Origin of the sequence: Streptomyces sp. NPDC001373, assembly GCF_042895815.1 — a bacterium.
In the GTDB taxonomy this organism is placed as follows: domain Bacteria; phylum Actinomycetota; class Actinomycetes; order Streptomycetales; family Streptomycetaceae; genus Streptomyces.
This window is the reverse complement of record NZ_JBIAWQ010000028.1, coordinates 29,030-51,972: the sequence shown is the minus strand read 5'-3', so window position 1 is coordinate 51,972 and position 22,943 is coordinate 29,030. Positions and strand designations below refer to the sequence as shown.

21 protein-coding genes and 1 pseudogene are annotated in these 22,943 nt (G+C 73.1%); 11 read left to right on the top strand and 11 right to left on the bottom strand.

Annotated features, from left to right (window positions below; all coding sequences use genetic code 11):
• Positions 1-120: 120 nt before the first annotated feature.
• Complete coding sequence (locus tag ACFY15_RS34500) at positions 121-1,500, bottom strand: ADP-ribosylglycohydrolase family protein (protein ID WP_390826816.1); 1,380 nt, start codon at positions 1,498-1,500, stop codon at positions 121-123.
• A 222-nt stretch (positions 1,501-1,722) separates the two neighbouring features.
• Between ACFY15_RS34500 and ACFY15_RS34495 the strand changes: the two genes are divergently transcribed.
• Positions 1,723-2,802, top strand: coding sequence for a tyrosine-protein phosphatase (locus tag ACFY15_RS34495; protein WP_390826815.1), 1,080 nt, complete (start codon positions 1,723-1,725; stop codon positions 2,800-2,802).
• Positions 2,803-2,871: 69 nt separating this feature from the next.
• On the opposite strand, the gene ACFY15_RS34490 is transcribed toward ACFY15_RS34495, so the two are convergent.
• From ACFY15_RS34490 to ACFY15_RS34470, 5 genes and pseudogenes are all read right to left on the bottom strand, one after another.
• Positions 2,872-5,463 carry a bifunctional FO biosynthesis protein CofGH gene (locus tag ACFY15_RS34490; RefSeq protein WP_390690948.1) on the bottom strand — a complete coding sequence of 864 codons (2,592 nt, stop codon included), beginning with the start codon at positions 5,461-5,463 and terminating at the stop codon, positions 2,872-2,874.
• Positions 5,464-5,503: 40 nt separating this feature from the next.
• A complete protein-coding gene (locus ACFY15_RS34485; RefSeq protein WP_390690949.1) occupies positions 5,504-6,289 on the bottom strand; it encodes an SDR family oxidoreductase in 786 nt (261 codons plus the stop codon).
• 103 nt (positions 6,290-6,392) lie between these two features.
• Positions 6,393-7,061, bottom strand: a complete 669-nt coding sequence (locus ACFY15_RS34480) for a hypothetical protein (protein WP_390690950.1) — start codon at positions 7,059-7,061, stop codon at positions 6,393-6,395.
• Positions 7,062-7,261: 200 nt separating this feature from the next.
• Positions 7,262-7,474, bottom strand: a complete 213-nt coding sequence (locus ACFY15_RS34475) for a hypothetical protein (RefSeq protein WP_390690985.1) — start codon at positions 7,472-7,474, stop codon at positions 7,262-7,264.
• Between the two features lie 52 nt (positions 7,475-7,526).
• A pseudogene (locus ACFY15_RS34470) lies at positions 7,527-8,225 on the bottom strand (thioredoxin domain-containing protein); the annotation flags it as partial.
• Between the two features lie 111 nt (positions 8,226-8,336).
• Between ACFY15_RS34470 and ACFY15_RS34465 the strand changes: the two are divergent.
• Complete coding sequence (locus ACFY15_RS34465; protein ID WP_390690951.1) at positions 8,337-10,013, top strand: lytic transglycosylase domain-containing protein; 1,677 nt, start codon at positions 8,337-8,339, stop codon at positions 10,011-10,013.
• 82 nt (positions 10,014-10,095) lie between these two features.
• On the opposite strand, the gene ACFY15_RS34460 is transcribed toward ACFY15_RS34465, so the two are convergent.
• Positions 10,096-10,665: a hypothetical protein gene (locus ACFY15_RS34460; protein ID WP_390690952.1), complete on the bottom strand. Its 570-nt coding sequence runs from the start codon at positions 10,663-10,665 to the stop codon at positions 10,096-10,098.
• Between the two features lie 233 nt (positions 10,666-10,898).
• Positions 10,899-11,102, bottom strand: coding sequence for a cold-shock protein (locus ACFY15_RS34455; RefSeq protein ID WP_007265804.1), 204 nt, complete (start codon positions 11,100-11,102; stop codon positions 10,899-10,901).
• A 236-nt stretch (positions 11,103-11,338) separates the two neighbouring features.
• Between ACFY15_RS34455 and ACFY15_RS34450 the strand changes: the two genes are divergently transcribed.
• The 7 genes from ACFY15_RS34450 (at position 11,339) to ACFY15_RS34420 (ending at position 18,405) form a co-directional block, all read left to right on the top strand.
• The gene (locus ACFY15_RS34450; RefSeq protein ID WP_390690953.1) at positions 11,339-12,202 is read left to right on the top strand and encodes a menaquinone biosynthetic enzyme MqnA/MqnD family protein; all 864 of its coding nucleotides are present in this window, start codon (positions 11,339-11,341) and stop codon (positions 12,200-12,202) included.
• Positions 12,203-12,635: 433 nt separating this feature from the next.
• Complete coding sequence (locus ACFY15_RS34445; RefSeq protein WP_390690954.1) at positions 12,636-12,767, top strand: hypothetical protein; 132 nt, start codon at positions 12,636-12,638, stop codon at positions 12,765-12,767.
• Positions 12,768-12,822: 55 nt separating this feature from the next.
• The gene (locus tag ACFY15_RS34440) at positions 12,823-14,667 is read left to right on the top strand and encodes a serine/threonine-protein kinase (RefSeq protein ID WP_390826814.1); all 1,845 of its coding nucleotides are present in this window, start codon (positions 12,823-12,825) and stop codon (positions 14,665-14,667) included.
• A gap of 95 nt (positions 14,668-14,762) precedes the next feature.
• On the top strand, positions 14,763-15,962 hold the full coding sequence (gene mqnC / locus ACFY15_RS34435) for a cyclic dehypoxanthinyl futalosine synthase (RefSeq protein WP_390690956.1): 1,200 nt from the start codon (positions 14,763-14,765) through the stop codon (positions 15,960-15,962).
• Positions 15,963-15,978: 16 nt separating this feature from the next.
• Positions 15,979-16,623: a hypothetical protein gene (locus ACFY15_RS34430; protein ID WP_390690957.1), complete on the top strand. Its 645-nt coding sequence runs from the start codon at positions 15,979-15,981 to the stop codon at positions 16,621-16,623.
• A gap of 159 nt (positions 16,624-16,782) precedes the next feature.
• Positions 16,783-17,478 carry a demethylmenaquinone methyltransferase gene (locus tag ACFY15_RS34425; RefSeq protein WP_390690958.1) on the top strand — a complete coding sequence of 232 codons (696 nt, stop codon included), beginning with the start codon at positions 16,783-16,785 and terminating at the stop codon, positions 17,476-17,478.
• 15 nt (positions 17,479-17,493) lie between these two features.
• Positions 17,494-18,405, top strand: coding sequence for a glutaminase (locus ACFY15_RS34420; RefSeq protein WP_390690959.1), 912 nt, complete (start codon positions 17,494-17,496; stop codon positions 18,403-18,405).
• A gap of 61 nt (positions 18,406-18,466) precedes the next feature.
• Here ACFY15_RS34420 and ACFY15_RS34415 read toward each other — a convergent pair whose 3' ends face one another.
• Positions 18,467-19,009 carry a GNAT family N-acetyltransferase gene (locus tag ACFY15_RS34415; protein ID WP_390690960.1) on the bottom strand — a complete coding sequence of 181 codons (543 nt, stop codon included), beginning with the start codon at positions 19,007-19,009 and terminating at the stop codon, positions 18,467-18,469.
• Positions 19,010-19,107: 98 nt separating this feature from the next.
• Here ACFY15_RS34415 and ACFY15_RS34410 point away from each other — a divergent pair, with 98 nt between their 5' ends.
• A complete protein-coding gene (locus tag ACFY15_RS34410; protein ID WP_042814020.1) occupies positions 19,108-20,400 on the top strand; it encodes a geranylgeranyl reductase family protein in 1,293 nt (430 codons plus the stop codon).
• Positions 20,401-20,448: 48 nt separating this feature from the next.
• On the opposite strand, the gene ACFY15_RS34405 is transcribed toward ACFY15_RS34410, so the two are convergent.
• Both ACFY15_RS34405 and ACFY15_RS34400 read right to left on the bottom strand, forming a co-directional pair.
• Positions 20,449-20,703: a hypothetical protein gene (locus ACFY15_RS34405; RefSeq protein WP_390690961.1), complete on the bottom strand. Its 255-nt coding sequence runs from the start codon at positions 20,701-20,703 to the stop codon at positions 20,449-20,451.
• 197 nt (positions 20,704-20,900) lie between these two features.
• A complete protein-coding gene (locus ACFY15_RS34400) occupies positions 20,901-21,761 on the bottom strand; it encodes a C40 family peptidase (protein WP_390690962.1) in 861 nt (286 codons plus the stop codon).
• Between the two features lie 816 nt (positions 21,762-22,577).
• Here ACFY15_RS34400 and ACFY15_RS34395 point away from each other — a divergent pair.
• Positions 22,578-22,937, top strand: a complete 360-nt coding sequence (locus ACFY15_RS34395) for an NADH-quinone oxidoreductase subunit A (protein ID WP_045946775.1) — start codon at positions 22,578-22,580, stop codon at positions 22,935-22,937.
• The last annotated feature ends 6 nt before the right edge of the window (positions 22,938-22,943 follow it).

The window sequence follows — 22,943 nt, the reverse complement described above, 5'->3', positions numbered from 1 at the left end:
TGCGGGCGGCCGGTGTTCCGGTGTGCCCACCCTCCCCCGGGCTCTCGGCGTCGCGAGCAGGGGCCCCCATGCCCTGCGGAACGATTGCCCGCACCGGGGTGGGCACACCGGGGCGGGCGGTCAGCCCCGGGGGTAGCGGGTGAGCCAGGCCGGGGCTGAGGCCGAGGGGCCGTGGAGGGTGGGGCCCTGGGTCATCTCCAGGGCGAAGTCGTCGGCCAGCTCCAGGATCGTGGCCCGGCCCTCCAGGTCGGCGATCCAGGCCGCCGGGAGGGCGGTCTCGCCGTGGAGGGCGCCGAGCAGGGCCCCGCACAGGGCGCCGGTGGCCGTGGAGTCGCCGCCGTGGTTGACGGCCAGACGCAGCCCGTGCGGCACGTCCTCCGCGACGAGGGCGCAGTAGACGGCGACGGCGAGGCTGTCCTCGGCGTCGTGGCCCTCGCCGGGGGAGAGGGACTCGACGGCGGCGGGGCCCGGCGTGGCCTCCGCGACGGCGGCGAGGGCCCGCCGCAGGGCGTCGGTGACGGGCTGGTGGCCGGGGCGGGCGGCGAGGAGGGCCAGGGCGCGCCGGACGGCGGCGTCGAGGGTTTCGCCCCGGGTCAGTGCGTGGACGACGACGGCGAGGGCCCCGGCGGACAAGTAGGCGGTGGGGTGCCCGTGGCTCTGGGCGGCGCACTCGACGGCGAGCTGGAGCACCAGGGAGGGCTCCCAGCCGACGAGGAGGCCGAAGGGGGCCGAGCGCACGGTGGCGGCGGCGTCGCGGGCGGTGGGGTTCTTGGGATGGTCCAGGGTGCCGAGGGTGTCGTCGGCGAAGCCGGTCAGGCAGGCCAGGCCGGGGCCGCGCCGGGCGTAGAGCCACTCCTCGCGGGCGAGCCAGCCGTCGTCCTTGCGGCGTTCGTCGGGGCCCCAGTCGTGCTGGGTGGCCGCCCAACGGAGGTAGGCGCGGTGGACGTCGGTCGGAGGGTGCCAGGCGCCGGTGTCCCGGCGCACGTGGGCCCGGATCAGGCCGTCGACGGTGAACAGGGTGAGCTGGGTGGACGCCGTGACGGTGCCGCGGCGGCCGTGGGCGGGCGCGGGCTCGGTGAGGCCGGCCGGGCCGTGGGCCTCGCGGATGCCCTCCAGGGAGAGGCCTGCGACCGGGGCGCCGAGGGCGTCGCCGATGGCGGAGCCGAGGAGGGTGCCGCGCACCCGGCTGCGGAAGTCCTGCTGTTCGGCGCGGCCCCACAGCGCGGTGGCCAGGCTGATGATCGGCCCGGTGGTCGGCCCGGTGGTCGGCCCGGTGGTCGGCCCGGTGGTCGGCCCGGTGGTCGTTCCGGTGGTCGTTCCCGTGGTCGGACCGGCGTCCTGGCCGTCGGTGGCGCCTGCCGGGGTGGTGGCGCTCGCCGGGGTGGTGGCGCGGGCGGGTTCGGGCGCGGGCGGTTCCGCCGCCCCGGCCGGCCCGGCCGTCACCGCCGCCGTGGACGTGCTCGCGGGCGTGCTCGTTGACGCGGTCGTCGTCGTATCCATGCCGTTCCCCCCAGAGTCTGGCGGGCACTGTAGTGGACACGTTCGGTCCGATTCGGACGGAGTCCGTCAGGTCGCCCGTAAGTGACCGGAGAACGGCCGGAATGCGCGCGATCCGGCCAGGGAAATGATCAATGGCACATTTTGCCACGTGTCTTCGCGGTGGCTGGTTCCCGCCATGTCCCGTTCATGCGCGGTTCGCCGGCGGCCCGGAGCCTCGACGCCATGAAGAAGGCTCTCCTTGCCGCGACCGCCGCCGTCGCCTCCGCCCTCACCGCCTCCCTGGTCGTGGCCCCCGCCGCCTCCGCCTCCGGCTGGGAATGGCCCGGCCGGCACCACGACCGCACCTCCGTCCCCTTCACCGAGGCCACCGTCACAGCCGCCGCGGACGGCTCGTACACCCTGAAGTGGAACGCCAAGGGCACCCGGCACGTCGAGATCAAGGCGAACGGCAAGGTCGTCGCCAAGGGCGGCTCCCAGGGGCGGGCCACGGTCAAGGGGCTGCCCGCCGCCGACCGCCAGTGGTTCGACTTCAAGGCCGACCACGGCCAGGGCCTGCACCTCGCCGACCGCCAGGTCACGCTGGAGGGCGCGGTCAACTTCCGCGACGTCGGCGGATACCGCACCACCACCGGCCAGTGGGTCAGGATGGGCGAGGTCTACCGCTCCGACGCCCTCGACAAGCTCACGGCCGCCGACCGGGCCAAGCTCCGGCGGTTGCGCGTGAAGACGGTCTTCGACCTGCGCACCCAGGACGAGCGCACCAAGGACGCCGACCGGGTCCCGGACGGCGCCCGCTACGTCGTCGCCGACGTCTTCGCCGGATCCGGCTCGTTCCAGACCCTGCCCAAGTCCCCCGACGAGGCCGTCCAGGCCATGATCGGCGCCGAGCGCGGCATGGTCGGCGGCCAGGGCGGCAAGAAGGCCTACACCCAGGTGCTCGACGGGGTCCGCGACGACCGCGCCCACGCCGTCCTCTTCCACTGCACCGCCGGCAAGGACCGCACCGGCTGGGCCGACGCCACGCTGCTGACCGCCCTCGGCGTCCCGCAGGAGACGGTGATGGCCGACTACCTGGCCAGCAACGACTACCGCAAGGCCGCCAACGGGGCGATCCTCTCCCACCTGCCGGCCCCGCAGGCCGCCGTCTACAAGCCGCTGCTCGACGTCCGCCCCGAGTACCTGAACGCGGGCTACGACGAGGTCAAGGCCACGTACGGCACCTTCGACCGCTACCTCAAGGACGGCCTCGGCCTGGACGCCCGCGAGCTGCGCGACCTGAAGCGGGACCTCCTCGTCGGCTGACCCCTCCCGCGGCGGACGGAGGAACGCGAGCGGGGCCCGTGGCCGCCACGGGCCCCGCTCCCGTGCGTCTCAGTCCAGGACCGGCAGCAGCTCCGGCAGGTGCCCGTCCGAGGCCCGGGCCGCGTCCTGGCGCTCCTGCGGCACCTCCCCGTACAGGGTCGTCCGGGCCTTGGCGGGCCGGCCCGCCGCCTCCGCGACCGCGACCAGGTCCCGCACGGACTTGTACGAGCCGTAACTCGACCCCGCCATGCGGGAGATGGTCTCCTCCATGAGGGTGCCGCCCAGGTCGTTGGCGCCGGAGCGGAGCATCTCGGCCGCGCCCTCCGTGCCCAGCTTCACCCAGCTCGTCTGGATGTTGCGGATGTGCGGGTGCAGCAGCAGACGGGCCATCGCCGTCACCGCCCGGTTGTCGCGGACCGTCGGGCCGGGCCGGGCGATGCCCGCCAGGTAGACGGGGGCGTTGGTGTGGATGAAGGGCAGCGTCACGAACTCCGTGAACCCCTCCACGCCCTTGGCGAGGGCGGTCTCCTGGATGCGGGCCAGGGTGCGGAAGTGGCCGAGCCAGTGCCGGGGCTGGTCCACGTGTCCGTACATCATCGTGGACGAGGAGCGGATGCCCAGCTCGTGCGCGGTCGTGACGACCTCGGTCCAGTCCTTCGTGGGCAGCTTGCCTTTGGTGAGCACCCAGCGGACCTCGTCGTCCAGGATCTCCGCCGCCGTGCCCGGGATCGAGTCCAGCCCGGCCTCCTTGGCGGCCGTCAGCCAGTCCCGTACGGACATCCCGGTGCGGGTGGCGCCGTTGACGACCTCCATCGGGGAGAAGGCGTGCACGTGCATGCCCGGCACCCGCCGCTTCACCGCCCGCGCGATGTCGAAGTACGCCGTCCCCGGCAGGTCCGGGTGGATGCCGCCCTGCATGCACACCTCGACGGCGCCCACGTCCCAGGCCTGAGCGGCCCGGTCGGCGACCTGCTCCAGGGAGAGGGTGTACGCGTCGGCGTCGGTGCGGCGCTGCGCGAAGGCGCAGAAACGGCAGCCGGTGTAGCAGACGTTCGTGAAGTTGATGTTCCGCGTGACGATGTAGGTGACGTCCTCGCCCACCACCGAGCGGCGCAGGTCGTCCGCGATCCGGCACAGGGCGTCCAGCGCCGGGCCGTCCGCGTGCAGCAGCGCCAGGGCCTGCTCGTCGGTGAGCCGCTCGGGGTCGTCGGCGGCCTGCGCCAGCGCGGCCCGTACGTCGGTGTCGATCCGCTCGGGGACCATGCCGGGGGCGGCCGCCTCGCGCAGGGCCTCCCAGTCGCCGTAGACGTGGTCGAAGTCCTCGCGGCGGTCGCCGGTGCGGCCCTCGGTGTCGACGGCGGTGTGCAGGTCGGTGCGCCCGCTGGCGGTGAAGGCCTCCTCGGGCTCCTGCCACGGGCGCCCCTCGACGGTGGCGCCGGGGCGGGCCAGGCCGGTCTCCGGGTCGGCCAGCGCCCGTACGTGGGGCAGCAGGCGGGGGTCCAGCCAGGGCTCGCCGCGCCGTACGAACTCCGGGTACACGCACAGCCGTTCGCGCAGCTCGAACCCGGCCTCCGCCGACCGCTCGGCCAGCAGGTCGATCTGCGGCCAGGGCCGCTCGGGGTTGACGTGGTCCGGGGTGAGGGGGGAGACCCCGCCCCAGTCGTCGATGCCGGCGCCGATCAGGCGGGCGTACTCGCCGTCGACCAGGTTGGGCGGGGCCTGGAGGCAGGCGGAGGGGCCCATGATGTGCCGGGCGACGGCGACCGTGGCGACCAGGTCGTCCAGTTCGGCGTCCGGCATGCCGCGCATCGCCGTGTCCGGCTTTGCGCGGAAGTTCTGGATGATCAGTTCCTGGATGCCGTGGTAGGCGCGGGAGATCCGGCGCAGCGCGAACAGCGACTCGGCGCGCTCCTCGTAGGTCTCGCCGATGCCGATCAGCAGCCCGGAGGTGAAGGGGACCGAGGAGCGGCCGGCGTCCTCCAGGACGCGCAGGCGGACGGCCGGCTCCTTGTCGGGGGAGCCGTGGTGCGGGCCGCCGGGCTCGGACCACAGCCGGGTGGCGGTGGTCTCCAGCATCATGCCCATGGACGGGGCGACCGGCTTGAGGCGTTGGAAGTCCGCCCAGGACAGCACGCCGGGGTTGAGGTGGGGCAGCAGCCCGGTCTCTTCCAGGATCCGCACGGAGATGGCGCGGACGTAGGAGATCGTGTCGTCGTAGCCCTCCGCCTCCAGCCACTCGCGGGCCTCGGGCCAGCGGTCCTCGGGCTTGTCCCCGAGGGTGATGAGGGCTTCCTTGCAGCCGAGGGCCGCGCCCCTGCGGGCGATGTCGAGGACCTCGTCCGGGGACATGAACATCCCGTGGCCCGCGCGGCGCAGTCTGCCGGGGACGGTGGCGAAGGTGCAGTAGTGGCACTTGTCGCGGCACAGCCGGGTGAGGGGGATGAACACGCTCTTCGAGTACGTGATCACGCCAGGGCGGCCGGCGGCCGCCAGGCCCGCGTCGCGGACCCGGGCGGCGGAGGCGGCGAGGTCCTCCAGGGCCTCGCCGCGGGCCTGGAGCAGTACGGCCGCCTCGGTCGCGTCGAGCGCGACGCCGTCGCGGGCCCGCCGGAGCGCGCGGCGCATCGCGTTGTCGGTCGGAGCGTCACTCGGAGTGGTCATACGGGGAGCATACGATCCGTGCTTCCGGGGCCGGGGCGGGTCACCGCATCAGCTCACCGGCGTTGACCAGCAGGGACTGGCCGGTTATCGCCCGCGCCCGGTCGGAGGCGAGGAAGGCGGCGGCGTCCGCGACGTCCCCGTCGGTGGCGAGGTCGGGCAGGGCCATCCGGTCGGTGAGGCGGGCGAGGACCTCGGCCTCGGGGACGTTCTCGGTGTGGGCGGTGAAGGTCACGAAGGCCTGGACCGGCGGCCCCCACATCCAGCCGGGCAGGACGGTGTTGACGCGGATCCGGTGCGGGCCGAGCTCGCGGGCCAGGGAGTACATGGCGGAGGTCAGCGCGCCCTTGGATGCGGCGTAGGCGGCCTGGCGGACCTCGCTCGGGGCGGCGACGGCGGACTGGGTGCCGATGAGGACGACGGAGCCGCCGCCCCCGGCCTTGAGGGCGGGCAGGCAGGCCCGGGTCATGCGCAGGGTGCCGAGCAGGTTGACGTCCAGGATCTGCTGCCAGGTGCCGAAGTCGGCGTCCTCCAGGCCGCCGAAGTAGGAGTCCCAGGCGGCGACGTGCACGACGGCGTCGATGCCGCCGAAGCGCGCGGTGGCGAGGGCGGCGAGGGCCTCGCACTGCCGCTCGTCGGTGATGTCGGTGGGGAGGTGGGCGGTGTGCGTGCCGTCGGGGTCGATCTCGGCGGCGGACTTGGCCAGGTTGGCCGGGGTGCGCGCCCCGAGGACGGCGTTCCCGCCGTCGCGGACCACGGCGGCGGCCACCTGGTGGCCGAGCCCGGCCCCCACGCCGGAGACGACGACGGTCTTCCCTCGCAGCAGCATGGCGCGCTCCCGTGTGACGGCATCATGTCTGACGGTGCGTCAGGGTAGGCGGGAGCGGCCGCGGTGGGAAGGGGTGTGGGGGCCCGGGCCGGGCGCGGGCGGCTCAGCGGCGGCCGGAGGCGTCCAGGTAGATGTTCACGGCGACCCAGGTGAACCACAGCAGCGGGACGATCGCCACGTAGGCGAGCGGCCGGGCGTGCACCGGCGGGCCCTCCTCCAGCGGCTGGCGGCCCGGCGCGGGGGTGGGGTGCGGGAGCTTCCCGAACCTGATCGAGGCGATCAGGTTCCAGAGCAGCGTGAACGGCGTGAAGATCACCAGGGAGATGGGGCTCCACCAGCCCTGGCACAGGGTCTTCGTGGTCATGATCCGGACCAGCGCCCGGCCGCACTGCCGGCAGAAGGGCCCGTTGAGGGTGTGGAAGCGCATCAGGATCAGCACGCCGACGTGGGCGCGGACCGCGAAGTTCGCCGCCTCCGGAGCCCCGCAGTTGCGGCAGCCGGGCGCGGGCGCGTGGGCGTACGGGGGCGCGTACGCGGGGTCGTGGGGCACGGCGCCCGGGGGTACGGCGCCCGGAGCGGCCGGGTAGCCCATCGGCGGCTGGCCGGGCTGGCCGGGCTGGCCGGGCTGGCCGGGCCGGCCCGTCGGCGGCCCTCCGGCCGGCTGGGCGTACGGGTTCGGCTGCTGGGCGGCGGTGCCCGCGTACGGGTTCGGCGGGACCGGGGGGCCGGAGTACGGGTTCGGTATGGGCTGCTGCGGCGGCGGGGTGGTCATGGCAGGCCTTCGGGATCGGCGGCGCGGGCTTCGAGAGCGGCGGCCGGCGGGCGGAGGCAGGGCGGCGAACGGCCCGGACCACGGCCCGCTCCTCTTTTCGGATGTCCGCACGGAAGGAGGAGGAGTCGCACACCGGCGCTCTCGTCTGGCCCGAAGCTACCAGCAGCAGACGCGACTTCAGATCACCCGGCCCCGGGCTGTCACGGCCTCCGGTTCGAGGCGGCCAGCTGCCCGAAGGCCTCCGGGGTGATCGTCTCCAGGCCCTTGCCCGTCAGCACGTCCACCTTCTTGCCGTTGACCTCCACCACCGGCGTGCCCTTCTTGCCGCCGCCGTAGAAGGCCTGCGAGACCCGGTCCACCCACGGCATGTACGTCAGCTCCTTGACCGCCTTGTCGAAGCCGGGGTTCCGCACCCGGCACCTGGTCGGCGAGGTCCAGCAGCGTGGCCGTGGAGCCGAACGTGTCGTCCGACTCCTTCTGCGGGTGGTTCTTGTAGAGCACCTGGAGGTAGTCCATGAACTTCTCCGGGCTCTCGTTCACCGCCGCCCCCAGCGCGTTCAGCGCGCGCTTGGAGCCCTTGCCGCCGAGGGCCCCGTCCAGGAAGGTGGCGAAGTGGTACTCGACCCGGTAGTCCCCGGCGCCCGCTCGCTCCTTGAAGGCCGGCCCGAGGCCCGTCTCCACGCCCGCGCAGAACGGACAGCGCGGATCCAGCCAGACCGACACGAGGTCCTTCGCGCCCTCCTTGCCGTACGGGACGACCACCCCGTCCGCGCCGACGGTGTGCGCGGGCCGGACGAACGGCCTGTCGCCCGCCTCGCTGCCGCCCGAACCCGCCGACCCCGACGCGCGGATCCCCACCCCGGCCGCGACCGCGAGCACGGCGGTCAGCGCCCCGCCGACGAGCAGCCGCCCGCGGCCGCCGGGCGCGCCGTGCCTGCGCCTCCCGCCGGGCCGCGAGCCGTTCACGGGTTTCGCGCCGCTGGTCCTTCTTGCCACCCTTCGCCATGCAAACAGGCTAAATTCCAACAATCCATGCCGGTACGGGCCTTTGGGAAGTTCCGGACAGGGCCGGAAGTCCCGTTCGGGCCGGGCCGGAGGGCCGCAGGAGGCGGGCTGGACATCCTGGGTCACAGACGGGTGAAGCCGAGACGAATGGTGCGTCATATCTGCGGGGGTGACGGCGAGTCGGATCCGAATACCTGATAGACAGAACAATCACGGCCCGACCGGCCGTGCGTCTGACTTCGCCGGCCGCCTTGGGGGGATCGCCGCACCGTGAAGCCGCTTCACCGTCATGTAGTCAACACCTCGCGGAAGGTGCTGTGCACGGCTGCCCTCGCCGCCAGCCTCACCACGGCCGCCGTCGTGACCAACACACCGGTCGCCGGCGCGGGCGAGGCCGACCCCACCCCGGACAGCCCGCAGGCCGCCGAGCGCGGTGACGCCCGCCTCGACCTGCCGGGCCAGCTCGCCGACCCCGTGGTCCCGCCCGCCGCGGGCGCGGGGGGAACGGCCGCCGAGGGGGCCGCCGGCATCCCCGCGACCGCACTCGACGCCTACAAGCGCGCCGAGCTCGCCGTCGCCGCCGCGCTCCCCAAGTGCAAGCTGCCCTGGCAGCTGATCGCGGGCATAGGCCGCATCGAGTCCGTGCACGCCTCCGGCTACGGGCTCAAGGAGGACGGCACCACCGAGCGGCCGATCCGCGGCCCGCGCCTCGACGGCAACGGCTTCGCGAAGATCCTCGACACCGACAAGGGCGAGTTCGACGGCGACACCGAGTACGACCGCGCCTTCGGCCCGCTCCAGTTCATCCCCTCCACCTGGGCCACCTGGAAGGCCGACGGCAACGGGGACGGCAAGCGCGACGCGAACAACATCTACGACGCGGCCCTCGGCGCGGGCCTCTACCTCTGCGCGGGCGGCAAGGACCTCTCCAACCCCGCCGACCTCGACAAGGCGATCCTCAGCTACAACCAGTCGCGCGAGTACGTGAACAGCGTGCTCGGCTACATGCGCCAGTACCAGCAGGACGGCACCGCCGGGATCCCGAACCCGCCCGTCGGCACCTACCCGACCCCGCCGACGCCGACCGTGCCCACCCCGCCGCACGTCCCGGTCCCGAATCCGCAGGCGCCGAAGCCGACGCCCAAGCCGGACCCGAAGCCCACCCCGAAGCCCACCCCCGAGCCGTCGAAGCCCACGCCGGAGCCGTCCAAGCCGACCCCGGCGCCCGCGACGCTGGCCAAGCTGGAGCGGGTCGGCGACGGCGCGCTGGAGGCGGAGGCCGGCAGCACGTTCGCGGACGGTACCCGCTTCAAGGCGGTGCTCAGCGACGGCAAGCCGGCCGTCGGCCAGGCTGTCGTCGTCGCCGTGGAGCAGGACACCACCGGCGGGACGGGCTTCGTCTTCGGCGACCAGTCGAGCGTGGTCGTCCGTACCGACGCCCAGGGCGTCGCGACCGCGCCGCGGCTCAAGGCGGGCCCGAAGGCGGGCACCTTCACCCTGCGGGCCACGGCCTATGACGCCAAGGGCCAGTTCACCGTGGCGCTGGACGGCAAGGTCACCGCGAAGCCGGTCGAGCAGCCCCTGGCGCTGACCCGGACGGACGGCACCAAGGCCGTCGAGGTCGAGGCCGGAACGCCGGTCAAGGGCCTCGAGTTCCTGGCCGCCCGCGGCGGCACGGCGCAGACCGGCGTCCAGGTCACCGCGGCGCTGGTCACCGGCAAGCCCGGCGCCTGGGTCCCGGTGGACCCGAAGACGGCGAAGGGCCCGTTCTTCAAGGGCGCGACGGCCGACCAGAAGCTGTTCACCCTGGAGCTGCCCAAGACCAAGGCCGACGGGAAGGTCTCCCTGCCGGAGCTGCTGACGGCGGGCGTGCCGGCGGGCACGTACCACCTGCGGCTGACCACGGCCGACGGGGCCGAGCTGGTCCTGGACGTCAAGGTGGTCTGACCCGCTCCCGCACGTACGACGGCACGGCCGGTCGCCCAGGGCGACCGGCCGTGCCGTCGTGTACGGGATCCCGAGGGGCCCCTTATACGGGGGTGTCCTGGAGGGGGGAGAAGCCGGCGCCGCAGGCGGCCGCCAGGTTCGCCGGGGTGAACGGCGTGTCCGAGGTGGTGCACCGGGCCTCGTGGACCACCCCGTCCTTGCCCAGCAGGTCGACGTAGAGGTAGCCGGGGTTGCTTTCGGTGACCGTGGCGTCGGCGTCCGTGACGCACTGGGGCGCGTTGGGGAGGATCCCCAGGTTGATCCAGACGCCCGGGTTGCGGCTGTCGTTGAGGAACGCGTGCCCGTGCCGGTCGGTCGCGAGGTGGAAGGTCACGCCGGCGGGGAAGTTGACGTAGTCCGGCGCGGTGATGCTGATGTCGCGCGAGGTGGAGCACTTCTTCTTGTGCTCGTCGTACCGGTCGTCCTCGGACCTGGCCTGCTTGGCCTGCTTGGCCTGCATGGCGGCCTTGGCGGAATGGGAGGCCTTCTTCTTGTGCTGGGGGTCGTGGTCCGCGCCGCCGCCGGCGGCCGCGGACGGCGCCATGAGCGCGCCGAGGAGCACCGCCCCCGACACTGCCGAAATCCCCCGCGCGGCCCAAGCGAGCTTCGTCATCTGATCCTCCGTGAGTTCGGGCCTGGTGTTCGCGTTCGAACATCCCCGACCCGCTCCCGGAGTGCACGTAACGTCACCGGTACATCACTCAGGGGGACCATGACTCGACCCCGAACGGCGGTGGGGCACTGCTCCGGAGGGAAAGGGCAGGAGCCCCGCCCCTTCCGTTCGCACGGAGGGGCAGGGCTCCTTGGGTACTGCGATATCCGACCGCGATCCGGTCGGCCTGGCGACTAGGCCGGGGTGACGTTCTCCGCCTGCGGGCCCTTCGGACCCTGCGTGACGTCGAAGTTCACCTGCTGGTTCTCCTCGAGGGAGCGGAAGCCAGAGGCGTTGATCGCGGAGTAGTGGACGAAGACATCCGGGCCGCCGCCGTCCTGGGCGATGAAGCCGAAGCCCTTTTCAGCGTTGAACCACTTCACGGTTCCGGTAGCCATGAGCCCTCCTATGGGCCAAAGGGTCGCCCTGCTCCAGAACCTGCTAAGAAGTCTGAAAACTACAAAAGCCTGCGGGTTACATGCTCCGCAGGCCTCGTACTGCAAGGGAAACCAAACTGCAACTTGCGTCGAGCCTAGCACGCACCATCGGGGCGAGACCAGAGGGAAAGATCACGTCACCCGGACGTTTGAGACCCGCTCGATCGCTGACGGAGAAGCGCGGCTAGTCTCGCGATGTGGACGTCTATCGCAGCCGGCCCCGGGTCGGCCACATCCAGTTCCTGAACTGCATGCCCCTCTACTGGGGGCTCGCGCGCACCGGCACGCTGCTGGACATGGAGCTGACCAAGGACACCCCCGAGAAGCTCAGCGAGCGCCTCGTGCAGGGCGACCTGGACATCGCGCCGATCACCCTCGTGGAGTTCCTCCGCAACGCCGACCAGCTCGTGGCCTTCCCCGACCTGGCGGTCGGCTGCGACGGCCCCGTGATGTCCTGCGTGATCGTCTCGCAGGTCCCGCTGGAGCGGCTGGACGGGGCCCGGGTGGCCCTCGGCTCGACCTCGCGCACCTCCGTGCGCCTCGCCCAGCTGCTGCTCGCCGAGCAGTACGGGGTGCGGCCCGACTACTACACCTGCCCCCCTGACCTGGGGCTGATGATGCAGGAGGCCGACGCGGCGGTGCTGATCGGGGACACCGCGCTGCGTGCCTCGCTGCACGACGCGCCCCGGCTGGGGCTGGCCGTGCACGACCTCGGCCAGATGTGGAAGGACTGGACGGGACTGCCGTTCGTCTTCGCCGTCTGGGCCGCCCGCAAGGACTACCTGGCCCGCGAACCCGAGATCGTGCGCGAGGCCCACGAGGCCTTCCTCGCCTCCCGGGACCTCTCCCTGGAGGAGGTCGTGAAGGTCGCCGAGCAGGCGGCCCGCTGGGAGGACTTCGACGCCGGGCTGCTCCAGCGCTACTTCACCACCCTCGACTTCCGCTTCGGCCCGGAACAACTCGCAGGGGTCAGGGAATTCGCGCGCCGTACGGGAGCGGACACGGGCTACGCGGCAGATGTGACCGTGGAGTTGCTGAAGGCGGGCGCTCCCGAACGTTGATCACCAATACCCCGGGGATCTTCCCGGGGATCTTCCGCTTCACGGCACGGGAATGTTCCGTTTGCCGGTAATTCGTTCGCCTTTCGTATTTCCGTCGCACACGTCCGAAGAAGCGGAACAAGATGTGCCGCGGGGAATGCGGGCGGGAGGGCGGGGAAGCGGACGGCATTCGGCAGGAACACGACCGGCGAGTCCTTTGGGCCGGTGCCCTGGGAGGAGATCAGCGCGGTGGCCCGGGACGGCGCCGGCGGCGACCGCCAGCGGGTGACCGACGCGTCCGGGCGCGCGGCCGGCACCGTCCACCGCACTCCGGCGGCCCAGCGGCCGGTCCGGCACGGCTGGTGGCTGGAGCAGCCCGGCCGCCCCGAGGTGGCCGCCGCGCGCCGCTGGGCCGAGGGGGAGCCGGGCGGATCGCCGGGCGGGGGAGGGGACCGTGCTCTCCTTCCGGCCCTCCCAGGGCCCCCGCTGGTACACGGTCGAGCGGGACGGCCGGCCGGACAGGCGGCCGGCCTTCGCCCTCGCGGTCCTGCGGGAGAGCGAGGTGTGGGGCGCGGACCGCCGTTGACGCCTAAGGTGCTGCTGTCCGGGCGGCCACGGAGCCCGGGGGACAGGGGGACCCGATGCAGGCGCTCGAAGACGGTGAACCGCGGACGATCGGCGCGTACCGGCTGCTCGGCCGGCTCGGCGCGGGCGGCATGGGCCGGGTCTACCTGGGGCGCAGCGCGGGCGGCCGGACCGTCGCCGTGAAGGTCGTGCACCCCCACTTCGCCTCCGACGCGGAGTTCCGCACCCGCTTCCGCCGCGAGGTCGAGGCCGCCCGCCGGGTGGGCGGGGAGTGGACGGCGCCCGTGCTGGACGCCGACCCGGAGGCGGCCGTGCCGTGGGTGGCGACCGGGTACGTGGCGGGGCCCGCGCTGGACCGGGCGGTCGCCGGGCACGGGCCGCTGCCGGAGGCCTCGGTGCGGGCGGTGGGCGCGGGGCTGGCCCGGGCCCTGGTGGCGGTGCACGCGCTGGGCCTCGTCCACCGTGACGTGAAGCCCTCCAACGTGATGCTGACGCTCGACGGGCCGCGGCTGATCGACTTCGGGATCGCGCGGGCCACGGACGGCACGGCCTCGCTGACCTCCACCGGGGTGTCGATCGGCTCGCCCGGCTACATGTCCCCCGAGCAGATCCTCGGCAAGGGGGTCACCGGGGCGTCGGACGTGTTCTCGCTGGGGGCGGTCCTGGCCTTCGCGGCGACCGGCCGGCCGCCGTTCAGCGGGGACAACTCCGCGACCCTCCTCTACAAGGTGGTGCACGAGCCGCCGGAGCTGGACGCCCTCCCGGACGGCGAGCTGCGCGGGCTGATCGCCGCCTGTCTGGCGAAGGCGGCGTCCGAGCGCCCGTCGCCCGAGGCGCTGGCGGCCGCGCTGGGCGGGGCGCTGGGCGCTCCGGGGTGGCTGCCGGCTCCGCTGGTGGAGGAGGCGAGCCGGGCGGCGGTGGCGCTGCTGGACCTGGACGCCGAGACCTCCGGCGGCGGGGCCCTGCCGGGTTCCGGGCCCGCCGCGTCCGGGTCCGGGTCCGGGTTCGGGCCCGGGTCGGTGTCCGGGTCCGGGCCGGCGGCGTTCACCGGCGGGTCCTTCGGGGGGCCGGCCGGGGTCGGGTTCGGGACGCCGGACCCCTCGTACGGGACCCCGCCCGGGTACGCCGCGACCGCGGGCCCCTACGGCTCCGGCGCGGGCGGTCCCGGAGCGGGGGCCGGGTTCGGCGGCGGGGCGTACGGGTCGGGCCCCGGCTCCACGGGCCCCGGCTCCACGGGCGGCGGGGTGTACGGGGCGCCCACCGAGACGGCGGGGCGCGGCGGGGTGCCGGGGCCGCGGACCGGTCCGGTGGACGAGCGGCGCGGGGTCACCGTCAGCGCGGCCGGCCGCCGCTTCAGCTGCACCCTGGTGCTCGGCGCGGCGGCCGCCCTGGTGGCGCTGTCCGGCGGGCTGTACGGGATGGGGCTGCTGCCCGGTCAGGGGGACGCCCGGGACGCGGCGGTGGGCAGGCCCCCGACGGCCTCGACCCCGGAGCCCGCCGCCTCCGCCCCCTCGTCCTCCGCCTCCGCGCCGAAGGGGTCCCGCAAGGACGTGCCCCAGCAGTTCATCGGCACGTGGAAGGGCAGCGTCACCACCAGCATCAAGGCCACCACCGAGTTCGAGATCACCATCAGGGCCGGCGGAATCGGCGAGGTCGTCGCCCGGGACAAGTCGGTCCTGCCCGTGCTCGGCACCGATTGCAGCGGCGACTGGAGGCTCTCCTCGGCCACCGACGGCTCCCTGGTCCTGGACAGCTCGGCCGGCTCCAATCCGGCCCCGGGCATCTGTTCCGGCGGCTCCGCCGACGAGCGCTTCACCCTCAACCCCGGCGGCACGCTGCACTACCGGTCGGGCGACCGGGGGGCCGGCAACCCCGAGGGCGACCTCGTCCGCAGCCCCTGACACGGGTCCCCGCCCCCTGGCGGAGCCGGTCCGGGGCGCTGGCGTAGGCTGGATCGGTCCGGACCCTTGACACACCGCCGAAAGGTGACCCACCGGTGACCGACCTGGCCGCACTCCAGTCCGTCCTCGACCGCGCCGCCGAGGGGGGCCGGATCACCAAGGAAGAGGCGCTCGACCTCTACCGGCACGCTCCCCTCCACGCCCTCGGCCAGGCCGCCGACGCGGTCCGCCGGCGCCGCTACGCGGGTACGGAGCACATCGCGACGTACATCATCGAGCGCAACATCAACTACACCAACGTGTGCGTCACGGCCTGCAAGTTCTGCGCCTTCTACGCGGCCCCGAAGGACACCGAGAAGGGCTGGACCCGCGGCCTCGACGACATCCTGCGCCGCTGCGCGGAGACCGTCGAGCTCGGCGGCACGCAGGTGATGTTCCAGGGCGGGCACCACCCGGACTTCGGCGTGGAGTACTATGAGGAGCACTTCTCCGCCATCAAGAAGGCCTTCCCGCAGCTGGTCATCCACTCCCTCGGCGCGTCCGAGGTCGAGCACATGGCCCGTATCTCGGGGGTCTCGGCGGAGGAGGCCATCCGGCGGATCCACGCGGCCGGCCTCGACTCCTTCGCGGGTGCCGGCGCCGAACTCCTGCCGGAGCGGCCGCGCAAGGCGATCGCCCCGCTGAAGGAGTCCGGCGAGCGCTGGCTGGAGATCATGGAGATCGCCCACAAGCTGGGCGTGGAGTCCACCTCCACCATGCTGATGGGCACCGGCGAGACCAACGCCGAGCGCATCGAGCACATCGCGATGATCCGCGACACGCAGGACCGCACGGGCGGCTTCCGCGCGTTCATCCCGTACACGTACCAGCCCGAGAACAACCACCTCAAGGGCCGGACGCAGGCGACGGTGTTCGAGTACCTGCGCATGATCGCCATCGCGCGGCTCTTCCTCGACAACGTCGCGCACATCCAGGGCTCCTGGCTGACCGTCGGCAAGGAGGCGGGCCAGCTCGCCCTGCACTACGGTGCCGACGACCTCGGTTCGATCATGCTGGAGGAGAACGTCGTCTCCTCCGCCGGTGCCAAGCACCGCTCCAACCGCCAGGAGATCATCGACCTGATCCGCAAGGCGGGCCGCGTCCCGGCGCAGCGGGCGACGACGTACGAGCACCTCGTCGTCCACGAGGACCCGGCGAACGACCCCGTCGACGACCGCGTCGTCTCGCACATCTCCTCGACCGCCATCGAGGGGGGCACCGCCCACCCCGAGCTGAAGCTCATCTCCGCGAACTGACGCGGACCGGTCCCCGATGCTGACGCTGCACACCGCCGACCTCCTCGTGACCGGCCCGGGCGCCGCACCGCTGGAGGCCGGCGCCGTTCTGGTGGAGGGTGACCGGATCGTCCGAGCGGGCCCGTACGGGGAGCTCGGCGCGGCCGCGCCGCACGCCCGCGTGCGGCGCTGGCCCGGGGTGCTGACACCGGGGCTGCTGGCGCGCGGGGCGGACGTGCTGCTGGAGGGGACGTACTACCCGGACGACCCGTACGAGGTCACCGAGCTCGGCGCCGCCCCGATCACCGGTGCCGCGGCGCTCGACGCCCTGAAGCTGACCGAGTCCCGCTGGGGCAACAGCGCCCGGCGCGGCACGCAGAAGCTGCTGGCGCGCGGGGTGGTGGCGGTCGCGGGGCGGTTCACGGTCCCGGCGGTGCGTACGGCGGTGGTCCGCTCGGGCCTGACCGTCCTCCCGCCCGCCCCCTACGAGGGCGCGCCTTCGCTGGACCCGCTCACCGGGCGGGAGAGCGCCGGGCAGGCCTTCCACGGGGTGCTGGAGGCGGGGGCCGCGGCCCGGTTCGCGGTGTTCGCGGTGGCGGACGAGGCCGAGCTGCTGGAGCGCGGGGCGACCACCTGCGTGGCGACGGTCATCGGCGGCCGGCTGCTGCACCGGCGGCGGTAGGGGCTCCGGGCGGGGGCTCCGCGGCGGGGGCCGCGGCCGCGGGAGCGCCGCCGCCCCGGCCGGGTGAGGGCACCGCTCCGCTCCGGGGGCGGGCCTGAGAGGATGGCCCCGTACGAGCCGACCGACCGGCAGACACCGAGCAGCGAGGGGCCACCGCCAGTGACAAGGGCTTCCCTGGACAAGCAGCCGCACGAAGTCGCCTCCATGTTCGACGGCGTGGCGGAGAAGTACGACCTCACCAACGACGTCCTCTCCCTCGGCCAGGCCCGCCTGTGGCGCAAGGAGGCCGCGAAGGCGGTCGCCGCCCGCCCGGGCCACAAGGTGCTCGACCTGGCCGCCGGCACCGCGACCTCGTCCCTCCCGTACGCCGCGACCGGCGCCTACGTCGTCCCCTGTGACTTCTCCCTGGGCATGCTCCGCGAGGGCAAGAAGCGCAACCCGTGGCTCCCGCTGACGGCGGGCGACGCGACCCGGCTCCCCTTCAAGGACGACGTCTTCGACACCGTGACGATCTCCTTCGGGCTGCGCAACGTCCAGGACACGGACGCCGCGCTGCGCGAGCTGTACCGGGTGACCAAGCCCGGCGGGCAGGTCGTCATCAGCGAGTTCTCGCAGCCGACCTGGGCGCCGTTCCGCACGGTCTACACCGAGTACCTGATGCGCGCCCTGCCGCCGGTGGCCCGCGCGGTCTCCTCGAACCCCGACGCGTACGTGTACCTCGCCGAGTCCATCCGCGAGTGGCCGGACCAGCCGGCGCTGGCCGGACTGCTGCAGAAGGCCGGCTGGAGCAAGGTCGCCTGGCGCAACCTCAGCGGCGGCATCGTGGCCCTGCACCGCGGCGTCAAGGCCCAGTAGCGTCCGTTGGCTCCCGTGGACTACCAGCACCTCCTGGAACGCATCGCGGCGGACGTCGCCCCGCTGATCGGCAGCGGCACCCCGGCCGAGTACATCCCGGCGCTGGCGGGGGTGGACCCGCGGCGGTTCGGGATGGCGGTCGCCGACCTCGACGGCAACGTCTTCGGCACCGGTGACTGGCAGGTCCCCTTCTCCACCCAGTCGATCACCAAGGTGTTCGCGCTGGCCCTCGCCCTCGCCGAGGGCGGGGACAGCCTGTGGGAGCGGGTGGGGCGGGAGCCGTCCGGCAACCCGTTCAACTCCCTGGTGCAGCTGGAGTACGAGAACGGCATCCCGCGCAACCCCTTCATCAACGCGGGCGCGCTCGTCGTCACGGACCGGCTCCAGACCCTGACGGGTGACGCGAGCAGCGAACTCCTGGACTTCCTGCGGCAGGAGAGCGGGAACCCGGACGTCGGCTTCGACCCGGAGGTCGCCGCGTCCGAGCAGGAACACGGCGACCGGAACGCGGCCGTCGCGCACTTCATGGCCTCGTACGGCAACATCGACAACCCCGTTCCGGCGCTGCTCGACCACTACTTCTGGCAGTGCTCGATCGAGATGACCTGCGCGGACCTGGCCCTGGCCGGCAGCTTCCTGGCCCGCCACGGGCTGCGCGCGGACGGCTCGCGGCTGCTGACGCGCAGCGAGGCGAAGCAGGTCAACGCGGTGATGCTGACCTGCGGGACCTACGACGCGGCCGGGGAGTTCGCCTACCGGGTGGGGCTGCCGGGCAAGAGCGGGGTCGGCGGCGGCATCATCGCGGTCGTCCCCGGCCGGTGCACCCTCGCGGTGTGGAGCCCGGGCCTGGACGCCCAGGGCAACTCGGTCGCGGGCGTGGCCGCCCTGGACCGCTTCACGACCCTGACGGGCCTCAGCGTCTTCTGACCCGGCCCGGCGGGACCCAGCCGGCGGGTCCCGCCGGGCCGGGTCCCGCCGGGCGGCAGGGCTACGGGCGGCCGAGCGCGAGCTCGTAGCGCAGGGCGCGGCGGTCGGGCGGGGCCGGGAACTCCTCCGCCAGCGTCATGCCGAGCCGCTCCGCCACCGCCACCGAACGCAGGTTGCGGGCGTCGATCACCGCGCAGACCCGCTCGACCCCGACCTCCCGCAGCCGCTCCAGCGTGGCCAGCGCGGCGGCGTACGCGTACCCCTTGCCCCACGCGGCCCGCCCCAGCCGCCACCCGATCTCGATCCGGCCCACCGGCCCCCACTCCTTGTGCGCCGGCCACGGCTGCGCCCCCGCGAAGCCGAGGACCTCGCCCTCCTCGTCCAGCAGGGTCCACAGGCAGTGCCCCAGCTGGGCGTCGTGCATCCGCTGCCGGGCGGTGATCTCCTCGTACGCGGACAGCTCCGCGGGTCCGCCGAGGAACTCCATCACGTCCGCGTCGTCGAAGACGCGGTGCCAGGCCCGCGCGTCCTCGTCGATCGGTACGCGGAGCCGGACCGCCGGCAGCGGCGGCAGCGGCGGCAGGGTCGTGGGGGAGGTCGTCATCGGGGCAGCCCTTCGGATCGCGATCTCTCTCGCTGCATAGACTGCGTCATGTCCTGTGCCGTTGGGCACCCCTTATCGAGCCTTCGGGAGACCCCGCAGTGACCGAGCGCACCGAGCCCCTCTCCGAACACTCCGCGGACGTGATCGTCGTCGGGGCCGGGCCCGCCGGCTCGACGACCGCCTACTACCTCGCCAAGGCGGGGCTCGACGTCCTGCTCCTGGAGAAGACGGCGTTCCCGCGCGAGAAGGTCTGCGGCGACGGTCTGACCCCGCGCGCCACCAAGCAGCTGGTGGCGATGGGCATCGACATCTCCGAAGAGGCCGGCTGGCTGCGCAACAAGGGGCTGCGCATCATCGGCGGCGGGCAGCGGCTCCAGCTGGACTGGCCGGAACTCGCCTCGTTCCCGGACTACGGACTCGTGCGCAAGCGCGACGACTTCGACGAGATCCTGGCCCGTCAGGCGCAGAAGGCCGGGGCCCGCCTGTACGAGCGCTGCAACGTCGGCGAGCCCGTCCGCGACCCGCGCACCGGGCACATCACCGGCGTGCAGGCGAAGCTCGGCGAGGAGAAGACCCCGGCCACCTTCCACGCCCCGCTCGTCATCGCGGCCGACGGCAACTCCTCGCGCCTGTCCCTCGCGATGGGCCTGCACCGGCGCGAGGACCGGCCGATGGGCGTGGCGGTGCGCACGTACTTCACCTCGCCCCGGCACGACGACGACTACCTGGAGTCCTGGCTGGAGCTGTGGGACCGGCGCGGCCCGCAGGACCGGCTGCTGCCCGGCTACGGCTGGATCTTCGGCATGGGCGACGGCACGTCCAACGTCGGCCTCGGCATCCTCAACTCCTCCTCCGCGTTCAAGGAGCTGGACTGGCGCGAGGTCCTCAAGGCCTGGTGCGCGTCCATGCCGGAGGACTGGGGCTACACCCCCGAGAACATGACGCAGCCGATCCGCGGGGCGGCCCTGCCGATGGCCTTCAACCGGCAGCCGCACTACACCAAGGGCCTGCTGCTGGTCGGTGACGCGGGCGGCCTCGTCAACCCGTTCAACGGCGAGGGCATCGCCTACGCGATGGAGTCGGGCCGGATCGCGGCGGACGTCGTCGTGCAGGCCCACGCCCGCGCCACCCCGGCGCAGCGGGAGCTGGCGCTGCACAACTACCCGAAGGTGCTGAAGGAGACCTACGGCGGTTACTACTCGCTGGGCCGCGCCTTCGTGAAGCTGATCGGCAACCCGAAGGTCATGAAGATCGCCGCCCAGCGGGGCCTGACGCACCCGGTGCTGATGCGCTTCACGCTGAAGATGCTGGCGAACCTGACGGACCCGACGGGCGGCGACGCGATGGACCGCATCATCAACGGCCTCTCGAAGGTGGCCCCGAAGGCCTGAGCCGGCCCCGGACGCCCCTGAGCCGCCCCCGGGTCCCCCGCGGGCGGCTCAGCCGTCCGCGGGCTCCTCGGCGCCCTCCGGGGCACCGTGGACGGCGCGCACGCAGCGGGCCATGAGGATGAGGCCGGTCAGCAGGAGGGCGCAGGAGACGGTCCAGCCGAGACCCAGGGTCAGGGGGGTGCCGGGCTTGCGCCAGGGGCGGGCGATGGTCAACAGCCAGCCGCCGACCGACAGGAGGCACAGGCCGAGGGCGGCGGGCAGGCCGGTGGTGTCGCCTGGCTCCTCGCACGAGGTTCCGCTCACGGGATCACCACCTCAGGGAAACGCAACGGGCGCACGGGTACGCCGTCTATCTTCGCAGGGCCCCGGAGGGTTCCGCACGGGCCCTCCGCCGGGCGGGATTCCGGGCATGCCGAAGGCCCGGTACTCCGCCCCCTGGGGGCACCTCCCAGCGGTAGCTGGGGGAAGGGGAGTACCGGACCTCGTGGAGACCGGGTGGGTCAGAGGACGCGGACCGCGCCCGTCGGCATGTCGTAGCTCATCGTGCGCTCGACGATGCCCGCGCTGGGGTTCTGCGCGCCGACGAACTTGCCGCCGCCGACGTAGATGGCGACGTGGTAGGCGCTGCCCTTGGGACCCCAGTACAGGATGTCGCCCGGCTGGAGGTTGCTCAGCGAGACCGAGGTGCCGGCCATGGACTGGTCCTGCGAGACGCGGTCCAGGGTGATGCCCGCCTGGCGGTAGGCGGCCTGCACGAGGCCCGAGCAGTCGTACGCGGAGGGGCCGGTGGCGCCCATGACGTACGCCTTGCCGACCTGGGCGTAGACGAAGTTGACGATGGCCGCGGCGGAGCCGGTGGCGGAGGAGCGGCCGCTGCTGGAGCCGCCCTTGACGACGGCACCGCTGCCGTCGTCGGAGGCGGAGGCGCTGGTCAGGGAGGAGCGGCCGCCGTTGCGGGTGGCGCGCTCGGCGTCGGCCTTGCGGTCGGCCTCCTGCTTGGCCTTCTGCTCGGCGACCTTCTGGGCGTCTTCCTTGGCCTGCTTCGCCTCGGCGGCGGCACCCGTACGGGCGCTCTCCTCCTGGGCGTTCAGCTCGCCGGTGACGGCGGCCTCGACGGCGGCGACGCGGGTGTTCTCGGCGGCCGTGTTGACCGCGTTGGAGACCTCGGTGCCGAGGTCCAGGCTGAGGACCGGCATCTCCAGCGTCGTCTCGGCCACGGGCTCGGTGGACGGGGTCGCGCTCGCGGTGCCGGCCATGGCCAGGGTGCTGAGGACGCCACCGGCAACTCCGGCGCGGACCGCGAGCTTCGAGGCGCTGCGGCGGGGCTTCCGGTGGCTGGGTATGTGAGCGGTGTGGGACATGGGACAACCGCTATCAGGGGTGCAGGGTCACCTTCAAGAAACGTGGTCTGCGCCACAGTTGCCGAAAACGGCGGGCAACCGGGCGCGCCGCGACCCTTATTGACGCCGTAACGGACGAATCGGACACCCCTTCGCAAGCCTGTGATCATGGGGTTTCAGTAATAAGTCCGAATTGATCCACGCCTACCATCCCCCCGTACAGATGGCCAAGCCTCCTTTCTGCGGGCCCTCCCGGGTGTGTCGCAGGTCACAGTGACCCGTCGTCGTGAGGGCGCCGTGGCCGGTCCGTGATCCGACCGTGAGGTGTCCGCGCGTTTCGCGGCGCGGCGGGGGTGTGCGGGTTCGTGAACCGGTGCACATCCTCCCGGCGCCGGGAGGGCCGTCCACTTCCGTACCGGCGGGCTCCCCCGGGCGGGGGAGGCGGATTCCCTTACCACCCGGGCCATCCCGTCGCCAATTTGCTCCTAGCGCCCGTTGTTTGATAGTGCAAGGCCGCCTTCACCTGCGATGACAGGGCCGGATGTCACCTTTGGTGATCATGTGGATGCCTTGCGTATGAAGATCTCCACTCGTTGGGCTTCATGATCGTTCGTCAGGTGGTGGAGATCACAAACTCGGTGTTGTTACCCGTGTCGCAGATCACAGACCGGCGGGCATAAGATGCGCACCAGTCCGGCTTGTGAACTGCCTCACATGCGATCGCCCCCGCTCCAGCGGCCGCGGTCTCCCGGGGCGGCTCCCCCCGGCCACCGCTGGGGGCCCCCAACGCCGGCGCAGCGGTCCAACGGTCAAGGACGACTGGAAGGAGCGAGGAGCGTGAATGCCTACGCACCCATCCTCGTGCTCGGCGCCATCGGCGCAGGGTTTGCGATCTTCTCCGTGGTCATGGCCACGCTGATCGGCCCAAAACGGTACAACCGGGCGAAGCTCGAGGCCTACGAGTGCGGCATCGAGCCCACCCCGATGCCCGCGGGCGGCGGCCGCTTCCCCATCAAGTACTACCTCACGGCGATGCTCTTCATCGTCTTCGACATCGAGATCGTCTTCCTCTACCCCTGGGCCGTCACCTTCGACTCCCTGGGGATCTTCGGGCTCGTCGAGATGCTGCTCTTCGTGCTCACCGTCTTCGTCGCCTACGCATACGTCTGGCGCCGCGGCGGGCTGGAATGGGACTGAGGGGCT

What these genes read in the sequence shown, in the direction of transcription:
- ACFY15_RS34500 (WP_390826816.1), bottom strand. Translation starts at nt 1,500, where the DNA reads ATGGATACGACGACGACCGCGTCAACGAGCACGCCCGCGAGCACGTCC.
- ACFY15_RS34495 (WP_390826815.1), top strand. Translation starts at nt 1,723, where the DNA reads ATGAAGAAGGCTCTCCTTGCCGCGACCGCCGCCGTCGCCTCCGCCCTC.
- ACFY15_RS34490 (WP_390690948.1), bottom strand. Translation starts at nt 5,463, where the DNA reads ATGACCACTCCGAGTGACGCTCCGACCGACAACGCGATGCGCCGCGCG.
- ACFY15_RS34485 (WP_390690949.1), bottom strand. Translation starts at nt 6,289, where the DNA reads ATGCTGCTGCGAGGGAAGACCGTCGTCGTCTCCGGCGTGGGGGCCGGG.
- ACFY15_RS34480 (WP_390690950.1), bottom strand. Translation starts at nt 7,061, where the DNA reads ATGACCACCCCGCCGCCGCAGCAGCCCATACCGAACCCGTACTCCGGC.
- ACFY15_RS34460 (WP_390690952.1), bottom strand. Translation starts at nt 10,665, where the DNA reads ATGACGAAGCTCGCTTGGGCCGCGCGGGGGATTTCGGCAGTGTCGGGG.
- ACFY15_RS34455 (WP_007265804.1), bottom strand. Translation starts at nt 11,102, where the DNA reads ATGGCTACCGGAACCGTGAAGTGGTTCAACGCTGAAAAGGGCTTCGGC.
- ACFY15_RS34440 (WP_390826814.1), top strand. Translation starts at nt 12,823, where the DNA reads ATGCAGGCGCTCGAAGACGGTGAACCGCGGACGATCGGCGCGTACCGG.
- ACFY15_RS34430 (WP_390690957.1), top strand. Translation starts at nt 15,979, where the DNA reads ATGCTGACGCTGCACACCGCCGACCTCCTCGTGACCGGCCCGGGCGCC.
- ACFY15_RS34415 (WP_390690960.1), bottom strand. Translation starts at nt 19,009, where the DNA reads ATGACGACCTCCCCCACGACCCTGCCGCCGCTGCCGCCGCTGCCGGCG.
- ACFY15_RS34400 (WP_390690962.1), bottom strand. Translation starts at nt 21,761, where the DNA reads ATGTCCCACACCGCTCACATACCCAGCCACCGGAAGCCCCGCCGCAGC.